The following is a 23,847-nucleotide window of genomic DNA, read 5'->3' on the forward strand; positions in this document are numbered from 1 at the left end:
GACAGATTCCATGCAAGACGTCGTGATTGTTGCTGCCACCCGCACCGCCGTGGGCAGCTTCCAAGGTTCGCTGGCGAACATCCCGGCCCCGGAACTGGGCGCTGCGGTGATCCGCCGCCTGCTGGAACAGACCGGCCTGGACCCGGCCGAAGTCGATGAAGTGATCCTCGGCCAAGTGCTCACCGCAGGCTCAGGCCAGAACCCGGCGCGCCAGGCTTCGATCCTCGCCGGCCTGCCCCATGCCGTGCCGAGCCTGACCCTGAACAAGGTCTGCGGCTCGGGCCTCAAGGCCCTGCACCTGGGCGCCCAAGCCATTCGTTGCGGCGACGCCGAGGTGATCATTGCCGGCGGCATGGAAAACATGAGCCTGGCCCCGTACGTATTGCCCGCCGCGCGCACCGGTTTGCGCATGGGCCATGCAAAGATGATCGACAGCATGATCACCGACGGCCTGTGGGATGCGTTCAACGATTACCACATGGGTATTACCGCCGAGAACCTGGTGGACAAGTACGGTATCAGCCGTGAAGCCCAAGACGCCTTCGCCGCCGCCTCCCAGCAAAAAGCCGCCGCCGCCATCGAAGCCGGGCGCTTTGCCGATGAGATCACGCCTATCCTGATTCCCCAGCGCAAAGGCGACCCGGTAGCTTTTGCGGTGGACGAACAACCCCGCGCCGGCACCACCGCCCAGTCCCTGGCCAAGCTCAAGCCCGCGTTCAAGAAAGACGGCAGCGTCACCGCCGGCAACGCCTCCAGCTTGAACGATGGCGCCGCCGCTGTGCTGCTGATGAGCGCCGATAAAGCTCGGGCCCTTGGCTTGCCGGTATTGGCGCGGATCGCCAGCTACGCCAATGCGGGCGTTGACCCGGCCATCATGGGCATCGGCCCGGTGTCGGCCACCCGCCGCTGCCTGGACAAAGCCGGCTGGCAGTTGGCTGACCTGGATCTGATCGAAGCCAACGAAGCCTTCGCTGCGCAATCCCTGGCGGTGGGCAAAGAGCTGGCATGGGACGCCGACAAGGTCAACGTCAACGGCGGTGCTATCGCCATCGGCCACCCGATTGGTGCCTCAGGTTGCCGCGTGCTGGTGACCCTGCTGCATGAAATGATCAAGCGAGATGCCAAGAAAGGCCTGGCGACGCTGTGCATCGGTGGCGGGCAGGGCGTGGCCCTGGCCCTCGAACGCATCTGACCTGTAGGAGCAATACAGAAAAGGCCTGGCTCCACGAAAAGCCAGGCCTTTTCTTTTATCGATACCCCTGAATGAACTCGGTCAAAATGTGGGAGCTGGCTTGCCTGCGATAGCGGTCTATCAGTCAAATCATTGCTAACTGACACACCGCTATCGCAGGCAAGCCAGCTCCCACATTCGATCTCATTGCCTGTCACTCTGTGGCACCGCAAACACCGCACTCGCCCGCAGCACAACCCGCTCATCCACTTGCAAACTCAGCGTGGCAAACGCCATCTGCCGCCCGCGCTTATGGCTGTCCAAGCGCACCACCATCCACTCCCCTACCTGCACGGCCCCCAGGTAATCCACGGTCATGCTGGCGGTAATCAACGGTAACGGCGGCTCACTGGAAAATGCCATGGCGTAACCCATGCCAATATCCGCCAGGGTTGCCAGCACACCGCCGTGCACCGTACCGCGCCCATTGGCGTGACGGTTATCGGCGCGCAGGCCGATTTCCAGCTGCAAGCCTTCGCCCCGGCAATACGCCGGGCCGAGCAGGTCCAGCAATGGGCTGCTGCGAGGTAATGGAACAAAACCTTGAGGAACGGTGTGGGTGGTCATGGCGGCTCTTCCCTGGAACGAGCCTTAAGGTGTACGCCAAGCGGCGCGCAGCGGCCATTACCATCATCCGCGCAAATTCCCTGCCATGCGTAGGGAGCTGCTCTGTCAGCGTTTCATGCAGCGCTGATAGCGCTCATCCACGCGCTTGGCGAACCATGCCGTGGTCAGGTTGCGGGTGATCTTCGGGCTCTTGAGCACAATGCCCGGCAGGATCGCCCGCGGCAGCGGCTTGCCCGCGGCCTGATCGGCCAGGGCAAAGACGCGTTTGTAGAGAGTGGTGTCTTCGAAATCCAACTGCTCGCCCTGCTCCAGCTGGCTGCGGATGCTGGGATTACGCATGTCCAGTTTTGCCCCCAGTGAGCGCACCGCCAGCTCGGTGGTACCGGGCAGCAAGGAGCCATAGCGGATCAGATCCCCGTCCAGCGCCAGCTCCTTGCCGGTGACGCGGCTGACGGCCGCCTGGAACGCCGCATTGCGGCTGGCGTACCAACCGGCATTGAAATCGGCAAAGCGGTACAGCGGCTGATCGTAGCTCACCGGGTAGCCGAGCAGATGGGCGATGCCGAAGTACATGCCACCGCGACGGGTGAAGACTTCGCGGCGAATCGTGCCGTCCACCGTGTAGGGATAACCCCGCGCCTGCTTTTGTGCGAAGTCGATACTGACCTGCATCGGGCCTGCGGTGTGCACCGGGTTGAAGCCGCCAAACAGCGTATTGCCCAGGGGCACCATGCTGATGAAGTCATCAAAGATCGCGCTCAGGTCCTTCTCGGTGCGTGCGGCATTCAAGCGGTCGGCATAGGTCTTGCCAGTGGGCGAACGCAATTGCAACGCGCTGCGTACCACGAACGCGGGCACATGCACCTTGCCGGCACGGCGCAGGATTTCATCCTGGGCGATCTTGCCCATGCCGGGCACTGGTGGGTCGACCTGAAAAGTGGACTCCTGCTCGGTCACCGCCAGTACGGCGCAGATGTTTTCAGTGCTGGGGTAGATCTTTTGGGTGTCGAAGGCGGTGTAGATGTCCTGGGCCCAACCGTTGCGGTCCGCCACCTTGGCCGGCAGCAGGCGCACGATCTGCGCCTTCACCTCGGCTTCACTGCGCTCAGGCTGCTGCGGGCCGCGTGAAGTGGAACAACCGGCGAGCACCAGCAAAGGCATGAGGCAGAGGAGCAGACGGCTTGAATACATGGGGCTTCCTTGATGAACGACGGACCGGACAGTGCAGATATCGACAGGTAAGTCTAACCGGGGTTCGTCGGTGTGCAGAACCGGCTGCCTGGTCGTAGCTGAAACATCCCACATAACTGCCGGATAAGCTCTACTCCCCTGCCCCGGGAACCGCTGCAAAGTCCCTCGCCTGATTGAACAGTGCGAGGGATTGCAGATGGTTGTTTTCGTTACGCCCCCGGTTGATGGGGTTGGCGCTTGAACCCGGTCATTGGCAGGCTGGCCCTGACCCCAATGAACGTGAAAACGGTCGACGTTGAAGGCGTCTTCCGTGACTTTCGCGATTGCTTGAACACCTTTGACGATTGGGCCAATAGCTTCTGGAGCTTCTCGGCGCTGGAGCTTGAGCAGGTGTTCAAGGTCGGCGATGAGGTAACGCTCGTTGTCCCGATCAATCGCTCCCTGTTTCCCAGCAGCACCGTCGCCACCTGCCGGGCCAACGGTACGTTGACCCTGGTGCATATGTTCCAGAGCACGCGGTTCGTGCCGATCGGCGACACGGCGGTGATGCTGCAACGCGTTGATCCAAACGGCGGTCCGCTGGGCGAGCCCATCCATAAGACCATCGGCCCGAGCGGCATCCTTGAGATCACCGAGTGTGATCGCAACCAGCAATATCGGGTGAGCTTTTATCCCAACGTTTCCCAGGATCACCTCAAGGCGCTGTATGCCTCCTACCAGTCGGTGATCGCAGCGCTGGAAGCCCGGCTGCGCAAAGAGTGGACCGACACTTTCCAAGCCCAGTGGAAAAGTTACGCAGACGCTCGCCCGCTTGAGCGGCGCCGCCTGCTGGAGGCGGCCTTTGCCAGCGGCATGGTCAAGGCGCTTTACAGCCTGTGGGACAACATTGGCGAGCTGTCGGCGCTGCTGGCGGACCTCAAGCCCAACAGCGAAAAACTGCTGCAATACCTTTCTCAAACTGAGCTCGATGAACTGCTGACACTGAGCAGTGACGCGATCGCCCAGGGCTTGCTGGTGCTCAGTGATGAACCGCTGTTGTTTATCTATCTATCGGCGCTGGTCAGCTGGATGCGCATGCTCCCGCCGCCGGAGATGGCTGAACTGTGGGGCGAAATTACCGGTGAGGTCCTGATCAATCTGCTGCTGATTCGCGTCTTGGGTGCGATGGGCGTAGTGGTGCGATTGGGGGCTGGTGTGCTCAGTCACGTCAAATCCGGGCGCGCACGAGCGTTGTTGGAATTGCTGGCCAAGCAAGTAGTGGGGCCAGGGTTGGGGCCGCATGTCGAGGTCGCCAAGCCTGTGTTGCTTAGCAGTTCGGCGACACCGGTCAAGGCCGTGCCGGTGGTGCCGTTGAAGGCCGGCGACACGCTGGTTTCGAACTCGGTGCCGGTGGTTCGCAACAAGACTCGGCAGACGGTATTGGTCCGGCAGGAGCATGTGGATGATGCGCCTGCCGTGGCTTCCAATCCGAAGGGAGATGCGGCGGCGCCAGCGGACAAGACGGTCACCAACGGCTGCCCGGTGTCGATGGTCACCGGGGAGGAATTGCTTACCCTTACCGATGGTGCGCTGGACGGGATCTTGCCGTTTGAGTGGGCGCGGCTGTATCGCACCAGTGCGGTGGATGTGGATTGCGGTTTGGGGTTTGGCTGGAGTCATGCGCTGGCGCACAGGCTTTGTGTGTCGGGCGATTCGGTGGTGTGGACTGATCATGAGAACCGCTCGACCACCCTGCCCTTGCCCACATCTGCCCGACCCGCGATCACCAATAGCCTGGCGGAAGCGGCGATCTACTTGGGCTCGGCTCCTGATGAGTTAGTACTGGCCCAGGCGTCGCGGTTCTATCACTTTCGCGACGGTGTGCTGGTCTCGATCAGCGATGCGTATGACAACCGGCTGCGCATTTGCCGTGATCCTTCCGGGCGAATTGAGCGGCTGGATAACGGTTCTGGTCGCTCGCTGCTGTTGCGCTATGAGCTGGACCGCATCGTCGCAGTGGACTACCAGGTGCATCGCGCCACAGGGCGCGAGCCCTACGTCTGGGAGACCGAGCAGAACGTCGTTTCCTACGCCTATGACGAAGCTGGACGACTGGTTTGCGCGACCAATGCTGTCGGGGAAAGCGAGCGTTATCAGTACGACGATCAGCACGTCATTCTTGAGCGGCAGTTGGCCGGTGGGGCGAGTTTCTTCTGGGCGTGGGAAGGCTCTGGTAAGGCGGCACGCTGTGTCCGGCATTGGGCGAGTTTTTCGCAGATGGACACGCGGTATGCCTGGGGGGATGACGGCCGTGTCACGGTGCTTAACGCTGATGGTAGCCAGGAAGCGTATGTCCATGACGACCGGGCACGGTTGGTGCAGCGGATTGATCCGGACGGTGCCCAGCACTTCAAATCCTACGATGAAAAAGGCCGGCTGACCGTCGAGCAGGATCCGCTGGGGGCGGTGACGGCGTATCAGTACGACGAAGCCGGACGCTTGGTAGCGTTGTTTCCGGGGGATGACGAGCCGACGTCCTACGAGCATGATAATGGTTTCGTACGGGTTGTCAGGCGTGGCGAGGCGGTCTGGAAATATGAGCGTAATAGCCAGGGCGATGTTACGCGTAGGACCGATCCCGATGGGCAGGTCACGGACTACAGCTACAACAAACGCGGGCAGTTAACCGGAGTTTGGTACCCCGATCACAGTTGTCATCGGCTGGTGTGGAATGAGCGTGGGCAGTTGCTTGAGGAGCAATTGCCCACTGGCGGGATCAAGCGCTATCGCTATGACGATCTAGGGCGGCAAGTAGCGTGTGAGGATGAATATGGCGCGCTAACCCAGTATCAGTGGGACAGCGTCGGGCGCTTGATTCGCCTCGTCTTGCCAGGCGGCGCCACACGAGAATTCAGCTACAACCCCTACGGCAAAATCATCGCCGAACGCGATGAACTCGGCCACGTCACCCACTACGAATACGCCGACGGCCTGCACCTGATCAGCCGCCGCATCAATGCCGACGGCACCCAGGTCAAGTATCGCTACGACAACGTTCGCTTACTGCTCACCGAAATCGAAAACGAAGTCGGCGAAACCTACCAGCTCACCTATCACCCCAACGGCCTGCTCCAGCAGGAAACCGGCTTCGACGGCCAGCGCACCGCCTACGCCTACGACCTCAACGGCAACCTGCAGGAAAAGACCGAATACGGCGACGACGGCAGTCAGCTCATTACCCGCTACGAGCGCGACCACGCCGGGCGTCTTGTCCGAAAAGCTCTGCCCGATGGCAGCGTGGTCGATTATGCCTACGACCGCCAAGGCAACCTCCTCAGCGTCGAAGACGGCCACTGGGCCCTGGCCTACGAATACGACCAGCAAAACCGCCTCGTCGCCGAGCACCAAGGCTGGGGCACCTTGCGCTACGGCTACGACGCCTGCGGCCAGCTACAAAACCTGCGCCTGCCGGACAATAACCGCCTCACCTTCAACCACGACAAAGGCGGTCACCTCGCCACCGTCGAGCTCAACGGCGAAGTGCTCACCTCACACCTCTTCCGTGCCGGTCGTGAACACCAACGCCAACAAGGCCAGCTGCTCAGCCACTACCACTACGACGACCAGCACCGCCTGCACGCCCACGCCATCACCCAACACCAAAACCACCGCTACCAGCGCCAATACGACTACGACAAAAGCGGCAACCTCACCCGCCTGCTCGACACCCGCAAAGGCGAACACCGCTACCACTACGACCCCCTCGCCCGCCTGACCCGCGCCGACCATTCCCAAGACGTGCAGGAACGCTTCGCCCACAACCCGGCGGGCAACCTGCTCATGCAAGACCGCCCCGGCCCGGACATCGTCGCGGCGAACCGCCTGGTGATCCAGGGCGACCGCCACTACGACTACGACGCCTTCGGCAACCTGATCCGCGAACGACGCGGCAAGGGCCAACAACTCGTCACTGAATACCGCTACGACTGCCAGCATCGGCTGATCAGCGTGACGAAGCCCAACGGCGAAACCGCCAGTTACCGCTATGACCCCTTTGGGCGGCGCATCAGCAAGACCGTGGACGGCAAGACCACCGAGTTTTTCTGGCAAGGCGACAAGCTGATTGCCGAGCATCATGCGGACCGCCACCGCAGCTACATCTACGAGCCCGGCAGCTTCCGTCCACTGGCACTGCTGGAAGGCTTCGGACCACAAGCCACAACCCCCTACCACTACCAGCTCGACCACCTTGGCACGCCGCAGGAACTCACCACGCCCGAAGGCGAAATCGTCTGGTCCGCCCACTATCGAGCCTACGGCCAGATCGCCCGGCTCGACGTAGGCAAGATCGACAATCCACTGCGTTTCCAAGGGCAGTATTTCGATCAGGAAAGCGGGCTGCACTACAACCGCCATCGCTACTACAATCCGGATATTGGTCGCTACCTGACGCCGGATCCGGTGAAGTTGGCCGGTGGGATCAATGGGTACCAGTACGTGCCCAATCCTACTGGCTGGATTGATCCACTTGGCCTGAGTAGATGCCCTGGTGAATGCGGTCCCGCTGAAGGCGTCGAAGATCCTACAACCAGTGCAAAAACCAAAGACAGCCAGCCGACGCTGCCTGCTCCTGAAGAAATTCAGTGGACCGCTCATGGTTATAAGCACAGCCCGTCTAAGAAAATGCCTTGGAAAGATATTTTGGCAACAACAAAGTCCGGCCCGGCAAAGTACAAACCGGGTATAAACATTGAAAATCTGGAAAGAGAAGCCTATAAAAATGGCAGAGCGACTACTAATGGAAAACCTTGGAAAGTGATGGAGTACTCTGAGAGCATTGGGGCCAGCGAAGGAGCATCCAGCCGCTGGATACGCATAGAATTGAGTGCAAAAACCATTCACGGCCACCCTATTTCAGAAAGAGAATTTCGGAGGTTAACCAAATGATCTCGTTAGATTTCCTGAAAGGCAAAATCACTTACGATGAGCTATCGATACTGCAGAATTCCGGGATTGAGCACCAAGCCCACAACCTAAAGGAGGACATGCTTCAGGTTGAATATCCAGACGGCTTTCTTATTGATGTAGGTTGGTATCCTTCATTCGATGCAAAAGGGCATTTTCAAATAAAGGTTATTAAAGACTATGAATGGGACTGTCCCACTTTAAAACTTACCGCACAATCAATTAGTACACTAAGCGAGCTGCTGCTGCTCGCTCAAGAATCGATTAATACAAAACTTCAAAAAACCACCACTTCGTTGATCGCTTGATAACGTCTAACGAAGTGTATCTGCGCAAGCTCGCCCCTGTGAAAAGCAAACCCACTCACCACAGGGGATAAACGGCGCCGTTAGATCCCCGCCAACGCCAAGTCCATAGCGAAGTAAGTAAAAATCAAATCCGCCCCCGCCCGCTTGATCGACCCCAAGGTCTCGCGCACCACCCGGTCCTCATCAATCGCCCCGGCCTGTGCGCCAAATTTTATCATCGCGTACTCACCGCTCACCTGATACGCCGCCACTGGCAGGCGTGAAGCCTCGCGGATGTCGCGGATGATGTCGAGGTAGGCGCCGGCTGGCTTGACCATCAGTGCGTCGGCCCCTTCCTGTTCGTCGAGCAGCGATTCGCGCACGGCTTCGCGGCGGTTCATCGGGTTCATCTGGTAGCTTTTGCGGTCGCCCTTGAGGGCGCTGCCACCGGCTTCGCGGAATGGGCCGTAGAGGGCCGAGGCGAATTTGGTGGAGTAGGCCATGATCGGGATATGAGTGAAACCGGCTTCATCCAGGGCGCGACGGATGGCCTGGACCTGGCCGTCCATGGCGGCCGATGGGGCAATCACATCAGCACCGGCGCGGGCAGCGGCCACGGCTTGTTTGCCGAGGTTGACCAGGGTCGCGTCATTGTCCACATGAGCGCCGTGCATCACGCCGCAGTGGCCATGGTCGGTGTATTCGCAGAAGCAGGTGTCGGACATCACGATCATTTCCGGCACCGCGTCCTTGATGATCGAGGACATCCGCGAAACCAGGCCCTGTTCTTTCCAGGTGTCGCTGCCGCTGGCGTCCAGATGGTGGGACACGCCGAAGGTCATCACCGACTTGATGCCGGCACGGGCGTAACGCTCGATCTCGCCGGCCAGTTTCTTCTCAGGGATACGCAACACACCCGGCATGCTGGTGATCGGCACGAAGTCGTCGATTTCTTCTTCGACGAAAATCGGCAACACCAAATCGTTAAGGGTGAATTCGCTTTCCTGGAACAAGCCACGCAGCTCCGGGGAACGGCGCAGGCGGCGTGGGCGGGCTTGGGGGAACTGACTGGTCATGGCTTTCCTGAAAAAATGGCTGAAATCTTTGGGGCCAAAGCTTATGCCCCCAAGTCCCGGCAACACAAATGCCAAGGGACCAATAGTGTATTGCCAGGCACGTAACAATTCATTGATCTAGAGCTGTAGTCGCCCTTCGATGCACACTGCCACGGCGCCACCTACCCAGACTTCATCACCCTGGCGCTCGATGTGAATACGCCCCGCCCGCCCCATGGCCGTGCCTTGGCTGACCACGTAGCGGTTGGGCGCCAGGCCCTCGGCCAGCAGCCATTGCGCCACACCGGCATTCAGGCTGCCAGTGGCCGGGTCTTCAGGGGCGCCGTCGCCGGCGACAAAGGCACGCACTTCAAAGTGTGCGTCTATTGCGTCACGTGCCGGGTCACAGGGGGCGATCACCCCCACGGCCAGCCCCTGCAATTGTGAATAATCCGGCTGCAGGCCCAGCACCGCATCACGATCATCCAACATCACCGCCAGCCAACCGGCACCATTGTCGACCCACTGGCTGCGCACAATGGCCTCGGGCGCCAGGCCCAAGGCCAGGCGCACACGCTCCAGCAACGGCGCATCCAATGGCCCGGCACGCAACAACGGCGGCGCGATAAATGCCAGCTCGTTACCTTGGCGGCGGATACGCACCAAGCCGATTTCACATTCCTGGATGATTTCATCCCCATGCGGCACGCCGCCGGCTTGCAGCCACGCGTGGCAACTGCCCAACGTGGGATGCCCGGCGAATGGCAGCTCCTTGAGGGTGGTGAAGATTCTTACCCGGTAATCGGCCCGCGGATCGCGAGGCGTCAGTAAAAACGTGGTTTCGCTGAGGTTGGTCCAATTGGCGAAGTCGGCCATTTGCTTGTCGGTAAGGCTGTCGGCGCCGAGCACCACGGCCAGCGGGTTGCCCTTGAGAGACACTTCGCTGAAGACGTCCAGTTGTTTAAAATCGAAAGTCGGCATGCGTCAGCTCGGAATGTTCAGGCCACGGATCACTGCTGGACGTGCGACGAAGCCGTCCAACGCGCGCAGTACGTTAGGGAAATCAGCGATGCCCACCAGGTCGCCGGACTCATAGAAGCCGATCAGGTTGCGGATCCAGGGGAAGGTGGCGATGTCGGCGATGCTGTAGTCGTCACCCATGATCCAGGTGCGGCCCAACAGGCGTTTTTCCAATACTTGCAGCAAGCGCCGGGATTCGGCGGCGTAACGGTCCCGCGGGCGCTTGTCTTCATAAGCCTTGCCGGCGAACTTGTTGAAGAAGCCTAGCTGGCCAAACATCGGGCCGATCCCGGCCATCTGGAACATCAGCCATTGCAGGGTTTCATAACGGGTGGCCGGGTCTTCGGAGAGCAACTGGCTGGTTTTTTCCGCCAGGTAGATCAGGATTGCGCCGGACTCGAACAACGCCAGCGGCTGCCCACCCGGGCCATTGGGGTCAATGATCGCGGGGATCTTGTTGTTGGGGTTCAGGGACAGGAACTCGGGGGACAGCTGGTCATGGGTGTCGAAACTGACCTTGTGCGCCTCATAGGGCAGGCCCAGTTCTTCGAGCATGATCGACACCTTGACGCCGTTGGGCGTGGGTAACGAATACAGCTGCAAACGTTCCGGATGCTGGGCGGGCCATTTACTGTTGATCGGGAAAGCGGCAAGTGCATTCATTGAAGAATCCCTGGACGGAAAAGCCTCATGATAGTCATCCCCCCGTTGTCGTGCATGGGTCATCGTTGCGCAACATTCCCCGGTTAGTATCCCGAGTGGCGAACCAAAGCGCCTGAATGCACTCTTAAGTGCGCCCGAAGGGTGAATGGAGGCACCTTGCTATATCGACAGGGAACACCGCAGGACGCTTTCAGCGTCGCTGGGGCCGGGCTTGTCCGCCTTAATCCGACGCATGAAGACTCGAACCTATAATGAAGATCAAGCCTCTGCGCCTCGTGCAACGACTCAAACGTTATTCATACATGATGTTACCGCTGCTGCTGGTCAGCGCGGCCATCGTCACCGTCCTCGATGCCCGTGAAAGCCGTGCGCAACCCGTGGACGGCGTGCAAACCCTGGTATTCCTGCGCCACGGCGAAAAACCGGCCGGCGGTCTGGGCCAGCTCAATTGCCAGGGCCTGAACCGCGCCATGAACCTGGCCACGGTGCTGCCGGAAAAATTCGGCAAAGCCAACTACGTGTTTGCGGCCAACCCGACGCGCAATGTCGAGGAAGGCGAGCTGGATAATTCCTACAGCTACATTCGTCCGCTGATGACCATCAGCCCCAGCGCCATCAAGCTCGGCCTGCCGGTGAATATCAAGTTTTCGGCAAATGACACCAGCGCCCTCGCCGACGAACTGGTTGAAGACAAGTATCACAACGCGACGATCTACACCGCCTGGTCCCACGGCTACCTGCCGGAACTGATCAACAAGGTCGCCAGCGAAGCCGTCGGCGAAAAGCACACCATCACCGAAGACTGGTCCGGCAATGACTATGACTCGCTCTACGTGCTGACACTGACCTGGCACAACGGTAAGGCCTCGCTGCTCAGCCGCAACTATAAGCAGGGGTTGAACAACGGCGAGGAAAGCTGTCCGGATCCGACCCAGGTCAGTACAGATATCTGAAGCTTGGGCCGCAGGGGCGTATGATGCCCGGCTATTGACTCACCTGCGGATTCTCTCCATGTCCAACCTCGCTTCCACCCAGCCCCGCCGGGGCTGGTCGTTCTGGTGGAAACCAGCGCTGTTTCTCCTGGTGGCCTGCATCGGCCTCTACTACGTGAAATGGTCGCCCTATTACCTCAAGGCGTTTGTAGCAGCCGACAACCACAGCATCGGTGCCTCGATTCTCAATGACCAGCAAAGCTCGCCCCTGGCGGCGGCGCTGGCCTATGCCCAGGTGTATTTCCTGGCGATCTGGAAAGCCGCGGTGCTGGCAGTGATCCTCGGTTCGTTGCTGCAGGTGCTGATCCCTCGCGATTGGCTGCTGCGCCTGTTCGGTCGTGCCGGCCTGGGCTCGACCCTGCGCGGCGGGCTGTTCGCCCTGCCGGGGATGATGTGCAGTTGCTGCGCGGCTCCGGTCGCGGCAGGCATGCGGCGCCAGCAAGTGTCGGTCGGCGCGGCGCTGGCATTCTGGATTGCCAACCCGGTGTTGAACCCGGCCACCCTGGTGTTCATGGGCTTCGTATTGGGCTGGGACTTCACCGCGCTGCGGCTGGTGGCGGGGGTTGTGCTGGTGGTGGGAGTGTCCCTGGTGGCGCAACGTATTGCGCGCCCGGAGCAGGTACCGGAGGCGGCACTGGAAGCCGTCGCCGAAGTCAGTACCGTGGAATCGCAACCGTTCCTGGTGCGCTGGCTGCGCACCCTATGGCAGTTGTTCTGGAGCACCATCCCGGTGTACATCCTGGCGGTGCTGATCCTCGGCGCGGCACGGGTGTGGCTGTTCCCCCACGTGGACGGGGCGATGACCGACAGCCTGGTATGGCTGGTGCCGCTGGCGATTGTCGGCACACTGTTCGTGATTCCTACGGCGGCAGAGATCCCTATCGTACAAACCATGATGACCCTGGGCATGGGCACCGGCCCGGCCGTGGCCTTGCTGATGACCCTGCCAAGCGTGAGCCTGCCGTCGCTGTTGATGCTGCGCAAGGATTTCGATGCGCGGGTGCTGGTGACGGTGGCCGGGTTGACCATGCTGGTGGGGGTGGTGTGCGGGTTGATTGGGGCGGTGATTCTTTAGGGATGCGCTAAGGCTGAGGGCCCTGTTGGGGCATGGGTATCTACACAACTCTGACGTAGCGACCGTCAGTAACCACGATGCGAAGCGAGCCGCTCTTGATCTTGATCTGCTTTTGATCTTGATCTTAGGCGCCCCGTTAAACCACGCTGGCCGGAATTCGACAGGGATTTGGGGGGTAAACCGGCAGGGATGCCGGTTTAGCCGCCCCGCGCCATGGATGGCGCGTGGCGGCGCCCCCCCAAATCCATGTCGGATTACGGGCACACCGAGCCTGGGCGAGGTGCCGAGTGGTGGGGCAAGAGCGTTTGGTTACTTTGCGCTTTTCAAAGTGACCCGCTGTAAAAGCGGAACCAATAGTGGCCGTTGCCCAAATAACGGATATGTACTCGGTCTGATCCAACATTCTGGTCGGCTGTCAGGCCGCCATCGGGGGCAAGCCCCCTCCCACATTTTGACGATGTTCACCAATCAACATGTGGGAGCGGGCTTGCTCGCGAAGAGGCCCTTGAAATTCACTTATCAACCTCGTCGTCCGCTGCGCTCACGCAAATACTCCACCACTGCTGCCTGCTCGCCGACGAACTCGATCCGTGCGCCTTTCTTTTCACGCTGGAACGCGTACATCGGGTCGTAGTATTCGCGCAGCAATCCTTCAATCCACACCCGGTGCAGATCCACGGCGCCAGTTCGCGCCTGCTCCGCCAGAGCGTCCTGCAAGACGGCCTGTAACCGTTGGAAACGCTCACCGCCCAGACGCTTGTGGATATTGGCCAGGCTCTGGGTCAGGCGCTCGGCGAATAACGCCTGGCCGGTTTCACCAAACATCTCGATGAACTCGGCGCAAAGGTTCACCACGTAATCACCCAGGATGCGCTCGACGCGGCCCTCGACGCTGTCTTCCAGCCACACCATCGAAAATGTCTGCATGCTCTTGTGCAACGGCAAGGGCAAGGCGCAACTGCCGATCATGCGGCTCTCATCCTCGACCACAAACTGCTCGATGCCGCGTGCACGTTTCTTCAACAAGTCCACCGCCAGGCGGTTCTCAAAGTCGATATTCGACGGTTGCGACGTGGCGCGCTTGCCGAAGCTGGAACCACGATGATTGGCATGGCCTTCCAGGTCCAGGGCGTTGCGCAGTTGGCCAAGCACTTCGGTTTTGCCAGTGCCGGTCATGCCGCCAAGCAGCACGAAATCACACTGGCTGGTCGCCTGCTCCAGGGTCTCCAGCAGAAAAGCACGCATGGCCTTGTAGCCACCACCCACGCGGGGATAGTCAATGCCTGCTTCGGTTTTCAACCATTGCTGCACGATCTGCGAACGCAGCCCGCCACGGAAGCAGTACAGGTAGCCGCCGGGATTAGCCTGGGCAAAGTGCGCCCACTGCTCGATGCGCTTGGCCTTAGTCGCCCCGGACACCAGCTCATGCCCCAATACAATCGCCGCTTGCTGGCCCTGCTGCTTGTAACAGGTGCCGACCCGCTGACGCTCATCATCGTTCATCAGCGGCAGGTTAAGCACCCCTGGGAAGGCACCCTTGTTGAACTCGACCGGTGCGCGGGTATCCATCATCGGCCGGTCGTTGAGGAAGATGTCGCGGTAATCGGTGATGTCAGCCGCCATCAAACCACCTCTACCGCGTTGCTCTGTCGCTCAAACAATTCGCCGATAGGCTCAAGGGCCAGGCCGAGCTCGGCGGCCACCGCGTGGAACTCGGCGTCGCCTTCTGGAGTGACAGCGACCAGCAGGCCACCGCTGGTCTGCGGGTCGCACAGCACGCGCTTGTGCAACTCCTGCACACGGCCGAGCTTGCTGGCGTAGCTGTCGAAGTTGCGCAAGGTACCACCGGGTACGCAGCCTTGGTCCAGGTAGTACTCAACCCCAGGCAGGCGAGGGACTTTTGCATATTCAATGCGGGCCGTCAGGCCGCTGCCGTCGGCCATTTCCACCAAGTGACCAAGCAGGCCGAAACCGGTGACATCGGTCATGGCCATCACACCCGCCAACTTGCCAAAGCGGCTGCCGGGTTTGTTGAGGGTGCACATCCAGTCACGGGCCAGGCCGATATCGGCCTCGCGCAACTTGCCCTTCTTTTCGGCGGTGGTGAGGATGCCGATGCCCAAGGGTTTGGTCAGGTACAGGCGGCAGCCGGCAGTGGCGGTGTCGTTACGCTTCATATGGCGTTTTTGCACGATGCCGGTCACGGCCAGTCCGAAGATTGGTTCCGGCGCATCGATCGAATGCCCACCCGCCAATGGAATGCCCGCAGCGTCGCATACAGCACGACCACCACGGATTACTTCGCGGGCAATCTCGGGCGCCAGCACATTGACCGGCCAGCCGAGAATGGCGATGGCCATCAAGGGGTCGCCGCCCATGGCGTAGATGTCGCTGATGGCGTTGGTGGCGGCGATTCGGCCGAAGTCGAAGGGGTCGTCGACGATCGGCATGAAAAAATCGGTGGTGGATACCACGCCGCGCTCGTCGTCGATGGCGTATACCGCCGCATCATCGCGTGAGGCGTTGCCCACCCAGAGGTTGGGATCGAGGTTTTGTGCGCCGCTACCGGCCAGAATCACTTCCAACACCTGGGGCGAGATCTTGCAACCGCAACCCGCACCATGGCTGTACTGCGTAAGTCGAATCTGATCGCTCATGGAAAACCTCTTACTATCGTGTAGGAGAATTCTACCAGATAGCCAAAAGCCAACCGCGCTCTAATGAACGCGGCTGGCTTTTGAGGTCAAGCGTTACTGCCGGGCAGCAAGCAATCGTGCGTGCCGGTTACGCCGGGCGATGTTCAGGCATTCGATCGCCGCCGAGAACGCCATGGCCGCATACACGTAGCCTTTAGGTACATGGGCGCCGAAGCCTTCAGCGATCAGCGTCATACCGATCATGATCAGGAAGCCCAGGGCGAGCATCACCACCGTCGGGTTGTTATTGATGAACTTGGCCAAAGGTTCGGCCGCCACCAGCATCACAATCACCGAGACCACCACGGCGATGATCATGATCGGCAAGTGCTCGGTCATCCCCACGGCGGTGATGATGCTGTCGATGGAGAACACCAGGTCGAGCATCAGGATCTGGCCGATGGCCGCGGCAAAGCCGATGGTCACACCGTTGCTGACGGTGGCCTTCTCTTCGGGTTCCGGGTCCATGCTGTGATGGATCTCGGTGGTTGCCTTCCAGACCAGGAACAGGCCACCGGCGATCAGGATCATGTCTTTCCACGAAAACGCCTGGCCGAACACTTCGAATACCGGCGCCGTCAGTTGCACGATGAAGGCGATGGTGCTCAACAGGCCCAGGCGCAGGATCAACGCCATGCTGATACCGATGCGTCGCGCCTTGGCCCGATGCTTCTCGGGCAATTTGTTGGTGAGGATCGAGATGAAGATCAGGTTATCGATGCCCAGCACGATTTCCATGACGATCAAGGTGGCCAGGGCCACCCAGGCGGTGGGGCTGGCGGCCAGTTGTAAAAGGTAATCCATAGGTCAGTCCTGACGTGGTGGTGCTGGGAAATTAGGTTTCTTGGGTGTGGGATTCAGCGTTGTTTTCGGCGTCTTTTTCCTGCTTCTCAGGACTGATCAAGCCCTGGGTCGCTTCGCTCAATGCCTGTTCGGCGGCCTTCTGGGTGTCGTCGATGGCCTGCTTGGCCGATTCGGTGGCTTTGCCCAACACCTGTTGCGCGCTTTTCTCGACCTGATCACAGCCACTGATCATTACCAATGAAAGCGCAAGCAACGACGCCGCGCCCAGGGAATTGAGTTTCATGATGTATTCCTCGTTAGAACCATTAGGGCCCAATGGTGGCCCCTCGATAGCGAGGCATTCTATGCAGGCAAACAGTTCAGGAAAATTCGTATTTTTCTCGCGTATACTTCGATTTTTGCGAAGTGTAGACCGTCATGCTCAATTATCGACAGCTGCATTACTTCTGGGTGGTAGCCAAGACCGGCAGCATCGTGCGCGCCTGCGAGCAGTTGAACCTTACGCCCCAGACCATCAGCGGGCAGATCAGCCTGCTGGAACACACCTTCGGCATTGCGCTGTTCCAGCGTGTAGGGCGCCAGCTTGAGCTGACCGAAGCCGGGCGCCAGGCCCTGCCCTACGCCGAGCAGATGTTCCAGACCGGCAATGAACTGGAGGCGATGCTGCGAGCCCAGCCCGATGAACAACAGATTCCGTTCCGGGTCGGGGTGGCGGATGTGGTACCCAAGTCCATTGTCTACCGGTTGATCGCACCGACCATGGAACTGAGCGAACCGATCCGCATCACCTGCCGTGAAGATAAACTCGAACGTTTATTGGCCGACCTGGCGATCCAGCGCCTGGACCTGGTGATTTCCGACAGCCCCATGCCCACGCATCTGGACATCAAGGGCTACAGCCAGAAGCTGGGGGAATGCGGTATCAGTTTTTTCGCCACCCAGGCGTTGGCTGACCAATATGGCGGTGATTTCCCACAGTGTTTACAGGGCGCACCGCTATTGATTCCGGGGGCGGAAACGGTGGTGCGCAGCCGCTTGCAGCGCTGGTTTGCCGAGCAGCAGGTTCAGCCCCGCATCATCGGCGAGTTCGACGACAGTGCGCTGATGCAGGCGTTCGGACAATCCGGCAGTGGGATCTTTATTGCCCCCAGCGTGATCGCCGACGAAGTGGTACGCCAATACGGCGTGGCCCTGATCGGTCAGACCGATGCGGTGACCGAGTCGTTCTATGCAATTTCGGTGGAGCGCAAGGTCAAGCACCCTGGCATCGTGGCAATTACCGAAGGTGCCCGAAGGGAGTTGTTTACCGCCCTGCCCTGATCCATCAGGCGCTGGGGGCGACCGATTGCTTGGCCGTCATCAGCCACATCGCCAGCAGGATCGATACCAGGATGAAGCCCGAAGCGGCAAACCCCAGGCTGCCCAGGCCCAAGGTATCGATGACATGCCCACCGACCATCGCGCCCAGACCGATGCCGAGGTTGGCGCCGGCGATATTCAGCGATGCGGCAAACGCCGGCGCATGGGGCGCGGCCTTCATCAACCGCACATGGCTGACCAGGAACATCGCCGCCTGGGTTACGCCCCACACCGCCATCGCTGCCGCCAGGCCTATAGTCGAATGAATCGCCGGCACCACTGCCACCATGCCCGCGATCATGAACCCGCAGAACACCATGGATGCGATCAACGGGTGACGATCCACGGCGCGCCCGCCCAGAGAGTTGCCGATCAGCCCGACTGCGCCAAAGCCCATCAGGCACCAACCCACCAGCGTACCGTCGAACCCGGCCAGGCGCTCAAGGATATCCGCCAGGTAGGTGTAAGCGGTGAACATGCCGCTGAACACCAGGATCGATAACAGGATATGCCCCTGCATCACCGGGCTGCGCAGGATCTTGAATTGTGAGCGCAAGGTGACCTGCTCGTTCTTTGCCCGGGTAACCGGCAAGTAGATAAACAGCAGCAACGCTTTGGCCAGGGCAATCACCGCGAGCACGGCGAACGCACTGCGCCAGCCGAACATATCGGAAATCAGCGTACCCACCGGAATGCCGAACACCGTGGCGCAGACGATGCCGAAGCCGATTTTTTCAATCGCACGCCCGGCGAACTCCGGGCCGACGATATCTACCGCCGTTTCGCTGGCCAAGGCCCAGAACACCGGCAGCCCCAAGGCAGGAATCAAACGGGCCAGGGACATTATCCAGATATTGGGCGCCAATGCCGCCACGGTATTGGCCACCGCGAACATGATCAGGATGCTGATAAACAAGCGCTTGCGCTGGAATCGTGCGCAGTACGCGGTCAGAAAGGGACCGAACGCCGCCACGGTAAATGCAAACAGCGTCACCAGCAGCCCAGCCTGGGACACACTGACATTCAGGTCCCGGGCAATCGACGGCAACAGGCCGACGATGACAAATTCTGTGGTCAGCACGGTAAAACCGGCAGCCGACAGCAGCAGGATAGGGAACAACATGGAAACTCCAGAAACGACGACATCAACGACAGCCCTGGGGGCCCGCTGACGGAGAGGAAAGATGAGAGGGGTGAATATTAACAGGATATGTCCGGGTTTGGCCAAGCTCGACGGGCGCGGGTGACGGAATGCCGCAGCGAACAAGACGTTTCGTACAGCATGTTAGACTTCGCGCCTACTTCCTACAGTACTTTCTGCTTGCAATGCTGTACCCAACTAAAAAAACTAGAGACAACTCTTTATGACTGCTGCCCCTTCCCTGTTGCAACGTCTAATGCGCGTCAGCCTGGTCACCCAAATCGTCATCGGCCTGATCGCCGGGATCGTGCTGGCCTTGTTATTACCCGAGGCTGCCCGCGCCACCGGCTTTATCGGCAAGGTGTTTGTCACTGCACTGAAGGCGGTCGCGCCGATCCTGGTGTTTGTGCTGGTAATGGCCTCGATCGCCAACCATAAACACGGCCAGGAAACCCATATCCGCCCGATCCTGTTTCTGTATCTGCTCGGCACCTTTGCCGCCGCCGTGGTTGCAGTGGTGGCCAGCACCCTGTTCCCCTCCTCCCTGGTCCTCGCCACCCATGACGCCACAGTGAGCGCTCCCGGCGGCATTGGCGAAGTGTTGCAAAGCCTGCTGCTCAGCGTGGTGGATAACCCGATCAGCGCGCTGATGAACGCCAACTTCATCGGCATCCTGGCCTGGGCCATCGGCATGGGCATCGCCATTCGCCATGCCGGCGAAACCACCCGTACGGTATTGGACGACCTGTCCAACGGCGTGACCCTGATCGTGCGTGTGGTGATCCGCTTCGCCCCGCTGGGCATCTTTGGCCTGGTGGCCTCGACCCTGGCCACTTCCGGCTTTGGCGCGCTGCTCGGCTACGCCCACCTGCTGGTGGTCCTGATCGGCTGCATGCTATTCGTGGCGCTGGTGATCAACCCTGCCATCGTGTTCTGGAAGCTACGCCGCAACCCTTACCCGCTGGTGCTGATGTGCCTGCGTGAAAGCGGCATCACCGCATTTTTTACCCGCAGTTCGGCGGCGAACATTCCGGTCAACCTGGCGCTGAGCAAACGCCTGGGCCTGCATGAAGACACCTACTCGGTATCTATCCCACTCGGCGCCACCATCAATATGGCCGGTGCCGCGATCACCATCACCGTACTGACCCTGGCGGCCGTGCACACCCTCGGGATTGCCGTGGACCTGCCGACCGCCGTACTGCTCAGCGTGGTTGCCGCGGTGTGTGCATGTGGTGCGTCTGGGGTGGCGGGTGGTTCGCTGCTGCTCATCCCGCTGGCGTGCAGCCTGTTCGGCATTCCAAGTGAAATCGCCATGCAGGTAGTGGCCGTCGGTTTCATCATCGGTGTGCTGCAGGATTCGGCGGAAACTGCGCTTAACTCCTCGACCGATGTGCTGTTTACTGCGGCGGCGTGTTTGGGCAAGGAAGAACAGCCGGCTTAAACAGCAGACATGAAAAAGCCCGGGACGGTTCATGGATGAACGCTCCCGGGCTTTTTTGTGGCGGCTTAAAAAGCGCCCATGTAATCGCGCTTGCCCACTTCCACACCGTTATGACGCAGCAAGGCGTAAGCGTTGGTGACGTGGAAGAAGAACTGCGGCAGGCCGTAGGTCAACAGGTAGGACTGGCCGCTGAAGCGTTTCTCCTTTGGAGTACCAGGGCGGGTGACGATCTCGATACCTTCCTTGCCATCGATCTGCTCGGGTTTGATGGTGTCGACGAACGCCAGGACCTTGGCGATCAGCGCTTGCAGGTCGGCGAAGGTGACTTCGCTGTCTTCATATTTGGGTACTTCGATCTCGGCCAGGCGGGCGGAAACGCCTTTGGCAAAGTCGACGGCGATCTGCACCTGGCGCACCAGCTGGAACATGTCAGGGAACAGACGGGCTTGCAGCAAGGCGTTCGGCTCGATGTTCCTGGCGGCGGCGTGGGCTTCGGCCTTGGTCAACACACCGCTCAGGGCGGTGAGCATTTGCTTGAAGACTGGGATAGAAGCGGCGTACAGGGAAATAGTCATGGCAGTCTCACGGTAATGGCAGGGTTGGAACCAGCGGCGATTATAGCCATGCCCGGCGCTTGTCTTTTATTTTTTGAGGATTACGCTGGTGACCTTCACTGCATAGGGAAAGCGCGATGACCGCCGAGCACGACACCGACACCCCTGAGCCGCGCCTGAACAGCACGGAAATCCGCGTCCTGGGCTGCCTGATCGAGAAACAGGCAACCAACCCGGAAACCTACCCACTGACCCTCAACGCCCTGGTGCTGGCCTGCAACCAGAAGACCAGCCGCGAACCGGTGATGAACCTCAGCCAAGGTCAGGTCGGCCAGAGCCTGCGTGCGCTGGAAGGCCAAGGCTTTACCCGCCTGGTGATGGGCAGCCGCGCCGACCGCTGGGAACACCGTGTGGACAAGGCCTTGGAACTGGTGCCGGCCCAGGTGATCTTGACCGGGCTGCTGTTCCTGCGCGGGCCGCAGACGGTCAATGAGCTGCTGACCCGCAGCGGGCGCATGCATGATTTCGAGGATGCCGAGCAGGTCGTGCATCAACTCGAACGCCTGATAGCGCGGGGGTTGGCGTTGCTGGTGCCGCGTCAGGCGGGACAGCGGGAAGACCGGTATACCCATGCGTTGGGAGACCCGGCGGATATCGAGGCGATACTCACGGCGCGGGGCAGTCCGGTGGAGCGTGGGCCTGGCAGCTCAGTCCCATTGGAACGTATCGAAGAACTGGAAGCCCGGATTGCAGCATTGGAAGAACGCCTGGTACAACTGGAACAGGCCTGACACAGTAAAAAATGTGGGAGGGGTGGTGCGACGATTCGACTTGCTCGCGATGAGCATGGGTATCTACACAACTCTGACGTAGCGACCGTCAGTAACCACGATGCGCAGCGAGCCGCTCTTGATCTTGATCTGCTGTTGATCTTAGGCGCCCCGTTAAACCACGCTGGCCGGAATTCGACAGGGATTTGGGGGGTAAACCGGCAGGGATGCCGGTTTAGCCGCCCCCGCGCCATGGATGGCGCGTGGCGGCGGCCCCCCAAATCAATGGCGGATTACGGGCACACCGAGCCTGGGCGAGGTGCCGAGTGGTGGGGCGAGGACCTTTTGCTTACTTTTGGCTGGGCCGGCATTCCGGTCCTTCCAAAAGTGAGCCGCTGTAAGAGCGGAACCCTAAGTGGCCGTTACCGCAGCAATGGATATGTACTCGGTCTGATCCAACATCCTGGTCGGCCCTGAGACCGCCATCGGGGAGCAAGCCCCCTCCCACATTAGCTGGGCCTTCAATTGCGGGCGAAGGCCACCGCCGCCTGAAATTGCTCCTGCGTCGGGCGCACACCGGTGTACAACACAAACTGCTCCAGCGCCTGGATTGCAATCACCTCCAGCCCGGTAATCACCCGCTTGCCCTTGGCGCGCCCACGCACGATCAGGGGTGTTTCGGCTGGAATCGCCACTACATCGAAGACAGTTTCCGCCTGATCGATCGCCTCGGCGTCGAACGCCAACGCATCCGCCTCGGCCCCACCTGTCATGCCGATGGGCGTCACATTGATCAGCATCTGCGGGCGCAAGTCGCCCAGGTCCGCCTGCCATTCATACCCGAGGTTGCGCGCCAATGCCTGGCCCGCCGCCTCATTGCGCGCCACGATCACGCCGCGGGCATAACCGCCATCACGCAAGGCACTGGCAACTGCCTTGGCCATGCCACCACTACCACGTAGGGCGAACGTGGAGTCAGTCGGCACGGCGTGCTTTTTCAACAATTGCTCGATGGCAATGTAGTCAGTGTTATAGGCCTTGAGGTGGCCATTGGTGTTGACGATGGTATTGAGCGAATCAATGGCTTGAACTGAATCGTCAAGTTCGTCCACTAAGGCAATGGCGGCCTCCTTGAACGGCATCGATACTCCACAACCACGCACGCCCAAGGCGCGGATACCACCGATCGCGCCGGGCAGGTCCTGGCTGCTGAAGGCCTTATAGTAGAAATTCAAACCCAGTTGTTCATACAAGTGGTTATGAAAACGCAGGCCAAAGTTCCCGGGGCGCGCCGACAGTGACATGCACAGCTGGGTGTCCTTGTTGGGGTGCATCTGCATGGGTAACTCCTTGAAGTAAGCAAATCGGTACAGACCTTACACAACCTTTACCTAATGGAAGTGCTGTTTTTTTGAAACACGTTGTCTTAAAAGTATCCCCGCGACAATCCTTGAGTCTATTGATTGCAGACCACAAGCGCAGGGGCTAACCGAGGAATGACCATGATTCGTAAAATCCCCAGAATCGCCTTGCTGATCGGTGCACTCGCAATGGCCGGCCAAGCTTCCGCCCACGGTGGTGGTTGGGGTGGCCCGGCAGTGTTGGGCGCACTTGTTGGCGCAGCGGTAGTTGGCTCCGTAGTTGCCAGCCAGCCTCGTGAGGTCTATGTGCAACAACCGGTGTACGTCCAGCCGCAGCCGGTGTATGCCGCTGCGCCACCGGTCTATTACGCGCCACCGCCGCCGGTGTATGTACAACAGCAGGTTTATTACCGCCCGGCCCCGGTCTATTACGGCCCTCCACGCGGCTATTATGGTCCGCCTCGGGGCTACTACGGCCACCCGCACGGTTACTACGGCCGCGGTTGGTAGGTTTGAACTGAGTGACTTGAATGGGCCTCGCTCCTGAGCGGGGCCTTTTTTTTGCCCGAAAAGTCCGGATTTATCCTGCCAATGTCGCTGTGAGAACAATGCCCAAGCGCCTATCCCACATCATAAGGACGCAATATCCTCTTGATCGGCGCAGGCGTGCGCTGTCATGGTTGCGTCATAAAA

The 23,847-nt window shown here is 60.1% G+C and carries 21 protein-coding genes; 9 read left to right on the top strand and 12 right to left on the bottom strand.

Features of this window, described 5'->3' with window-relative positions:
• Nucleotides 1–10: 10 nt before the first annotated feature.
• Nucleotides 11–1,192 (top strand): acetyl-CoA C-acetyltransferase, encoded by a 1,182-nt coding sequence (locus tag BLU48_RS14350; RefSeq protein ID WP_057024191.1) that lies wholly within the window; start codon nucleotides 11–13, stop codon nucleotides 1,190–1,192.
• Nucleotides 1,193–1,375: 183 nt separating this feature from the next.
• Here the strand turns inward: BLU48_RS14350 and BLU48_RS14355 are convergent, their stop codons facing one another.
• Both BLU48_RS14355 and BLU48_RS14360 read right to left on the bottom strand, forming a co-directional pair.
• The gene (locus BLU48_RS14355; protein WP_057012203.1) at nucleotides 1,376–1,798 is read right to left on the bottom strand and encodes a PaaI family thioesterase; all 423 of its coding nucleotides are present in this window, start codon (nucleotides 1,796–1,798) and stop codon (nucleotides 1,376–1,378) included.
• Nucleotides 1,799–1,903: 105 nt separating this feature from the next.
• On the bottom strand, nucleotides 1,904–2,989 hold the full coding sequence (locus BLU48_RS14360; protein ID WP_057012202.1) for a DUF1615 domain-containing protein: 1,086 nt from the start codon (nucleotides 2,987–2,989) through the stop codon (nucleotides 1,904–1,906).
• A gap of 273 nt (nucleotides 2,990–3,262) precedes the next feature.
• Here BLU48_RS14360 and BLU48_RS14365 point away from each other — a divergent pair, with 273 nt between their 5' ends.
• The gene (locus BLU48_RS14365) at nucleotides 3,263–7,915 is read left to right on the top strand and encodes an RHS repeat-associated core domain-containing protein (RefSeq protein ID WP_231989046.1); all 4,653 of its coding nucleotides are present in this window, start codon (nucleotides 3,263–3,265) and stop codon (nucleotides 7,913–7,915) included.
• A complete protein-coding gene (locus BLU48_RS14370; RefSeq protein WP_057024193.1) occupies nucleotides 7,912–8,241 on the top strand; it encodes a hypothetical protein in 330 nt (109 codons plus the stop codon). The genes BLU48_RS14365 and BLU48_RS14370 overlap by 4 nt, the downstream gene beginning before the upstream one ends.
• A gap of 80 nt (nucleotides 8,242–8,321) precedes the next feature.
• Here the strand turns inward: BLU48_RS14370 and hemB are convergent, their stop codons facing one another.
• The 3 genes from hemB to BLU48_RS14385 all read right to left on the bottom strand — a co-directional run bounded on the left by hemB (nucleotide 8,322) and on the right by BLU48_RS14385 (nucleotide 10,958).
• On the bottom strand, nucleotides 8,322–9,296 hold the full coding sequence (hemB, locus tag BLU48_RS14375; RefSeq protein ID WP_057024194.1) for a porphobilinogen synthase: 975 nt from the start codon (nucleotides 9,294–9,296) through the stop codon (nucleotides 8,322–8,324).
• 117 nt (nucleotides 9,297–9,413) lie between these two features.
• Nucleotides 9,414–10,256 carry a PhzF family phenazine biosynthesis protein gene (locus tag BLU48_RS14380; RefSeq protein WP_057024195.1) on the bottom strand — a complete coding sequence of 281 codons (843 nt, stop codon included), beginning with the start codon at nucleotides 10,254–10,256 and terminating at the stop codon, nucleotides 9,414–9,416.
• Nucleotides 10,257–10,259: 3 nt separating this feature from the next.
• On the bottom strand, nucleotides 10,260–10,958 hold the full coding sequence (locus BLU48_RS14385; protein ID WP_057024196.1) for a glutathione S-transferase N-terminal domain-containing protein: 699 nt from the start codon (nucleotides 10,956–10,958) through the stop codon (nucleotides 10,260–10,262).
• Between the two features lie 251 nt (nucleotides 10,959–11,209).
• On the opposite strand from BLU48_RS14385, the gene BLU48_RS14390 reads away from it, so the two are divergent.
• Complete coding sequence (locus BLU48_RS14390; RefSeq protein ID WP_057024197.1) at nucleotides 11,210–11,911, top strand: hypothetical protein; 702 nt, start codon at nucleotides 11,210–11,212, stop codon at nucleotides 11,909–11,911.
• Nucleotides 11,912–11,969: 58 nt separating this feature from the next.
• A complete protein-coding gene (locus tag BLU48_RS14395; protein WP_057024198.1) occupies nucleotides 11,970–13,025 on the top strand; it encodes a permease in 1,056 nt (351 codons plus the stop codon).
• Nucleotides 13,026–13,544: 519 nt separating this feature from the next.
• Here BLU48_RS14395 and mnmH read toward each other — a convergent pair.
• The 4 genes from mnmH to BLU48_RS14415 form a co-directional block, all read right to left on the bottom strand.
• A complete protein-coding gene (mnmH, locus tag BLU48_RS14400; protein ID WP_057024199.1) occupies nucleotides 13,545–14,648 on the bottom strand; it encodes a tRNA 2-selenouridine(34) synthase MnmH in 1,104 nt (367 codons plus the stop codon).
• Entirely contained in the window at nucleotides 14,648–15,682 is a 1,035-nt protein-coding gene (gene selD / locus BLU48_RS14405) for a selenide, water dikinase SelD (RefSeq protein ID WP_057024200.1), read from the bottom strand. The genes mnmH and selD overlap by 1 nt, the downstream gene beginning before the upstream one ends.
• A gap of 93 nt (nucleotides 15,683–15,775) precedes the next feature.
• The gene (locus BLU48_RS14410; protein ID WP_034119028.1) at nucleotides 15,776–16,525 is read right to left on the bottom strand and encodes a TerC family protein; all 750 of its coding nucleotides are present in this window, start codon (nucleotides 16,523–16,525) and stop codon (nucleotides 15,776–15,778) included.
• A 31-nt stretch (nucleotides 16,526–16,556) separates the two neighbouring features.
• The gene (locus BLU48_RS14415) at nucleotides 16,557–16,808 is read right to left on the bottom strand and encodes a hypothetical protein (protein ID WP_057024201.1); all 252 of its coding nucleotides are present in this window, start codon (nucleotides 16,806–16,808) and stop codon (nucleotides 16,557–16,559) included.
• A 134-nt stretch (nucleotides 16,809–16,942) separates the two neighbouring features.
• On the opposite strand from BLU48_RS14415, the gene nhaR reads away from it, so the two are divergent.
• Entirely contained in the window at nucleotides 16,943–17,845 is a 903-nt protein-coding gene (gene nhaR / locus BLU48_RS14420; protein WP_046071964.1) for a transcriptional activator NhaR, read from the top strand.
• Nucleotides 17,846–17,849: 4 nt separating this feature from the next.
• Here nhaR and BLU48_RS14425 read toward each other — a convergent pair whose 3' ends face one another.
• A complete protein-coding gene (locus BLU48_RS14425) occupies nucleotides 17,850–19,007 on the bottom strand; it encodes an MFS transporter (RefSeq protein WP_057024202.1) in 1,158 nt (385 codons plus the stop codon).
• Between the two features lie 241 nt (nucleotides 19,008–19,248).
• On the opposite strand from BLU48_RS14425, the gene sstT reads away from it, so the two are divergent.
• Complete coding sequence (gene sstT, locus BLU48_RS14430; RefSeq protein ID WP_043051751.1) at nucleotides 19,249–20,469, top strand: serine/threonine transporter SstT; 1,221 nt, start codon at nucleotides 19,249–19,251, stop codon at nucleotides 20,467–20,469.
• A 65-nt stretch (nucleotides 20,470–20,534) separates the two neighbouring features.
• On the opposite strand, the gene BLU48_RS14435 is transcribed toward sstT, so the two are convergent.
• Nucleotides 20,535–21,044, bottom strand: coding sequence for a DUF1993 domain-containing protein (locus BLU48_RS14435; protein WP_057024203.1), 510 nt, complete (start codon nucleotides 21,042–21,044; stop codon nucleotides 20,535–20,537).
• 116 nt (nucleotides 21,045–21,160) lie between these two features.
• Between BLU48_RS14435 and BLU48_RS14440 the strand changes: the two genes are divergently transcribed.
• Nucleotides 21,161–21,814 carry a YceH family protein gene (locus BLU48_RS14440; protein WP_057024204.1) on the top strand — a complete coding sequence of 218 codons (654 nt, stop codon included), beginning with the start codon at nucleotides 21,161–21,163 and terminating at the stop codon, nucleotides 21,812–21,814.
• Between the two features lie 500 nt (nucleotides 21,815–22,314).
• On the opposite strand, the gene BLU48_RS14450 is transcribed toward BLU48_RS14440, so the two are convergent.
• Nucleotides 22,315–23,133, bottom strand: coding sequence for a shikimate 5-dehydrogenase (locus BLU48_RS14450; protein ID WP_057024205.1), 819 nt, complete (start codon nucleotides 23,131–23,133; stop codon nucleotides 22,315–22,317).
• A 156-nt stretch (nucleotides 23,134–23,289) separates the two neighbouring features.
• Here BLU48_RS14450 and BLU48_RS14455 point away from each other — a divergent pair, with 156 nt between their 5' ends.
• A complete protein-coding gene (locus BLU48_RS14455; RefSeq protein ID WP_046071959.1) occupies nucleotides 23,290–23,664 on the top strand; it encodes a hypothetical protein in 375 nt (124 codons plus the stop codon).
• Nucleotides 23,665–23,847: the final 183 nt, after the last annotated feature.

It is taken from the genome of Pseudomonas synxantha (assembly GCF_900105675.1).
In the GTDB taxonomy this organism is placed as follows: domain Bacteria; phylum Pseudomonadota; class Gammaproteobacteria; order Pseudomonadales; family Pseudomonadaceae; genus Aquipseudomonas; species Aquipseudomonas synxantha.

Excerpts from the sequence above, each read along its gene's own strand:
- BLU48_RS14365 (WP_231989046.1), top strand. The coding sequence starts at position 3,263 with ATGAACGTGAAAACGGTCGACGTTGAAGGCGTCTTCCGTGACTTTCGC.
- BLU48_RS14390 (WP_057024197.1), top strand. The coding sequence starts at position 11,210 with ATGAAGATCAAGCCTCTGCGCCTCGTGCAACGACTCAAACGTTATTCA.
- nhaR (WP_046071964.1), top strand. The coding sequence starts at position 16,943 with ATGCTCAATTATCGACAGCTGCATTACTTCTGGGTGGTAGCCAAGACC.
- BLU48_RS14440 (WP_057024204.1), top strand. The coding sequence starts at position 21,161 with ATGACCGCCGAGCACGACACCGACACCCCTGAGCCGCGCCTGAACAGC.
- BLU48_RS14450 (WP_057024205.1), bottom strand. The coding sequence starts at position 23,133 with ATGCAGATGCACCCCAACAAGGACACCCAGCTGTGCATGTCACTGTCG.
- BLU48_RS14355 (WP_057012203.1), bottom strand. The coding sequence starts at position 1,798 with ATGACCACCCACACCGTTCCTCAAGGTTTTGTTCCATTACCTCGCAGC.
- BLU48_RS14395 (WP_057024198.1), top strand. The coding sequence starts at position 11,970 with ATGTCCAACCTCGCTTCCACCCAGCCCCGCCGGGGCTGGTCGTTCTGG.
- BLU48_RS14350 (WP_057024191.1), top strand. The coding sequence starts at position 11 with ATGCAAGACGTCGTGATTGTTGCTGCCACCCGCACCGCCGTGGGCAGC.
- selD (WP_057024200.1), bottom strand. The coding sequence starts at position 15,682 with ATGAGCGATCAGATTCGACTTACGCAGTACAGCCATGGTGCGGGTTGC.
- BLU48_RS14435 (WP_057024203.1), bottom strand. The coding sequence starts at position 21,044 with ATGACTATTTCCCTGTACGCCGCTTCTATCCCAGTCTTCAAGCAAATG.
- BLU48_RS14455 (WP_046071959.1), top strand. The coding sequence starts at position 23,290 with ATGACCATGATTCGTAAAATCCCCAGAATCGCCTTGCTGATCGGTGCA.
- sstT (WP_043051751.1), top strand. The coding sequence starts at position 19,249 with ATGACTGCTGCCCCTTCCCTGTTGCAACGTCTAATGCGCGTCAGCCTG.
- BLU48_RS14360 (WP_057012202.1), bottom strand. The coding sequence starts at position 2,989 with ATGTATTCAAGCCGTCTGCTCCTCTGCCTCATGCCTTTGCTGGTGCTC.
- BLU48_RS14425 (WP_057024202.1), bottom strand. The coding sequence starts at position 19,007 with ATGTTGTTCCCTATCCTGCTGCTGTCGGCTGCCGGTTTTACCGTGCTG.
- BLU48_RS14410 (WP_034119028.1), bottom strand. The coding sequence starts at position 16,525 with ATGGATTACCTTTTACAACTGGCCGCCAGCCCCACCGCCTGGGTGGCC.
- BLU48_RS14380 (WP_057024195.1), bottom strand. The coding sequence starts at position 10,256 with ATGCCGACTTTCGATTTTAAACAACTGGACGTCTTCAGCGAAGTGTCT.
- BLU48_RS14370 (WP_057024193.1), top strand. The coding sequence starts at position 7,912 with ATGATCTCGTTAGATTTCCTGAAAGGCAAAATCACTTACGATGAGCTA.
- BLU48_RS14415 (WP_057024201.1), bottom strand. The coding sequence starts at position 16,808 with ATGAAACTCAATTCCCTGGGCGCGGCGTCGTTGCTTGCGCTTTCATTG.
- hemB (WP_057024194.1), bottom strand. The coding sequence starts at position 9,296 with ATGACCAGTCAGTTCCCCCAAGCCCGCCCACGCCGCCTGCGCCGTTCC.
- mnmH (WP_057024199.1), bottom strand. The coding sequence starts at position 14,648 with ATGGCGGCTGACATCACCGATTACCGCGACATCTTCCTCAACGACCGG.
- BLU48_RS14385 (WP_057024196.1), bottom strand. The coding sequence starts at position 10,958 with ATGAATGCACTTGCCGCTTTCCCGATCAACAGTAAATGGCCCGCCCAG.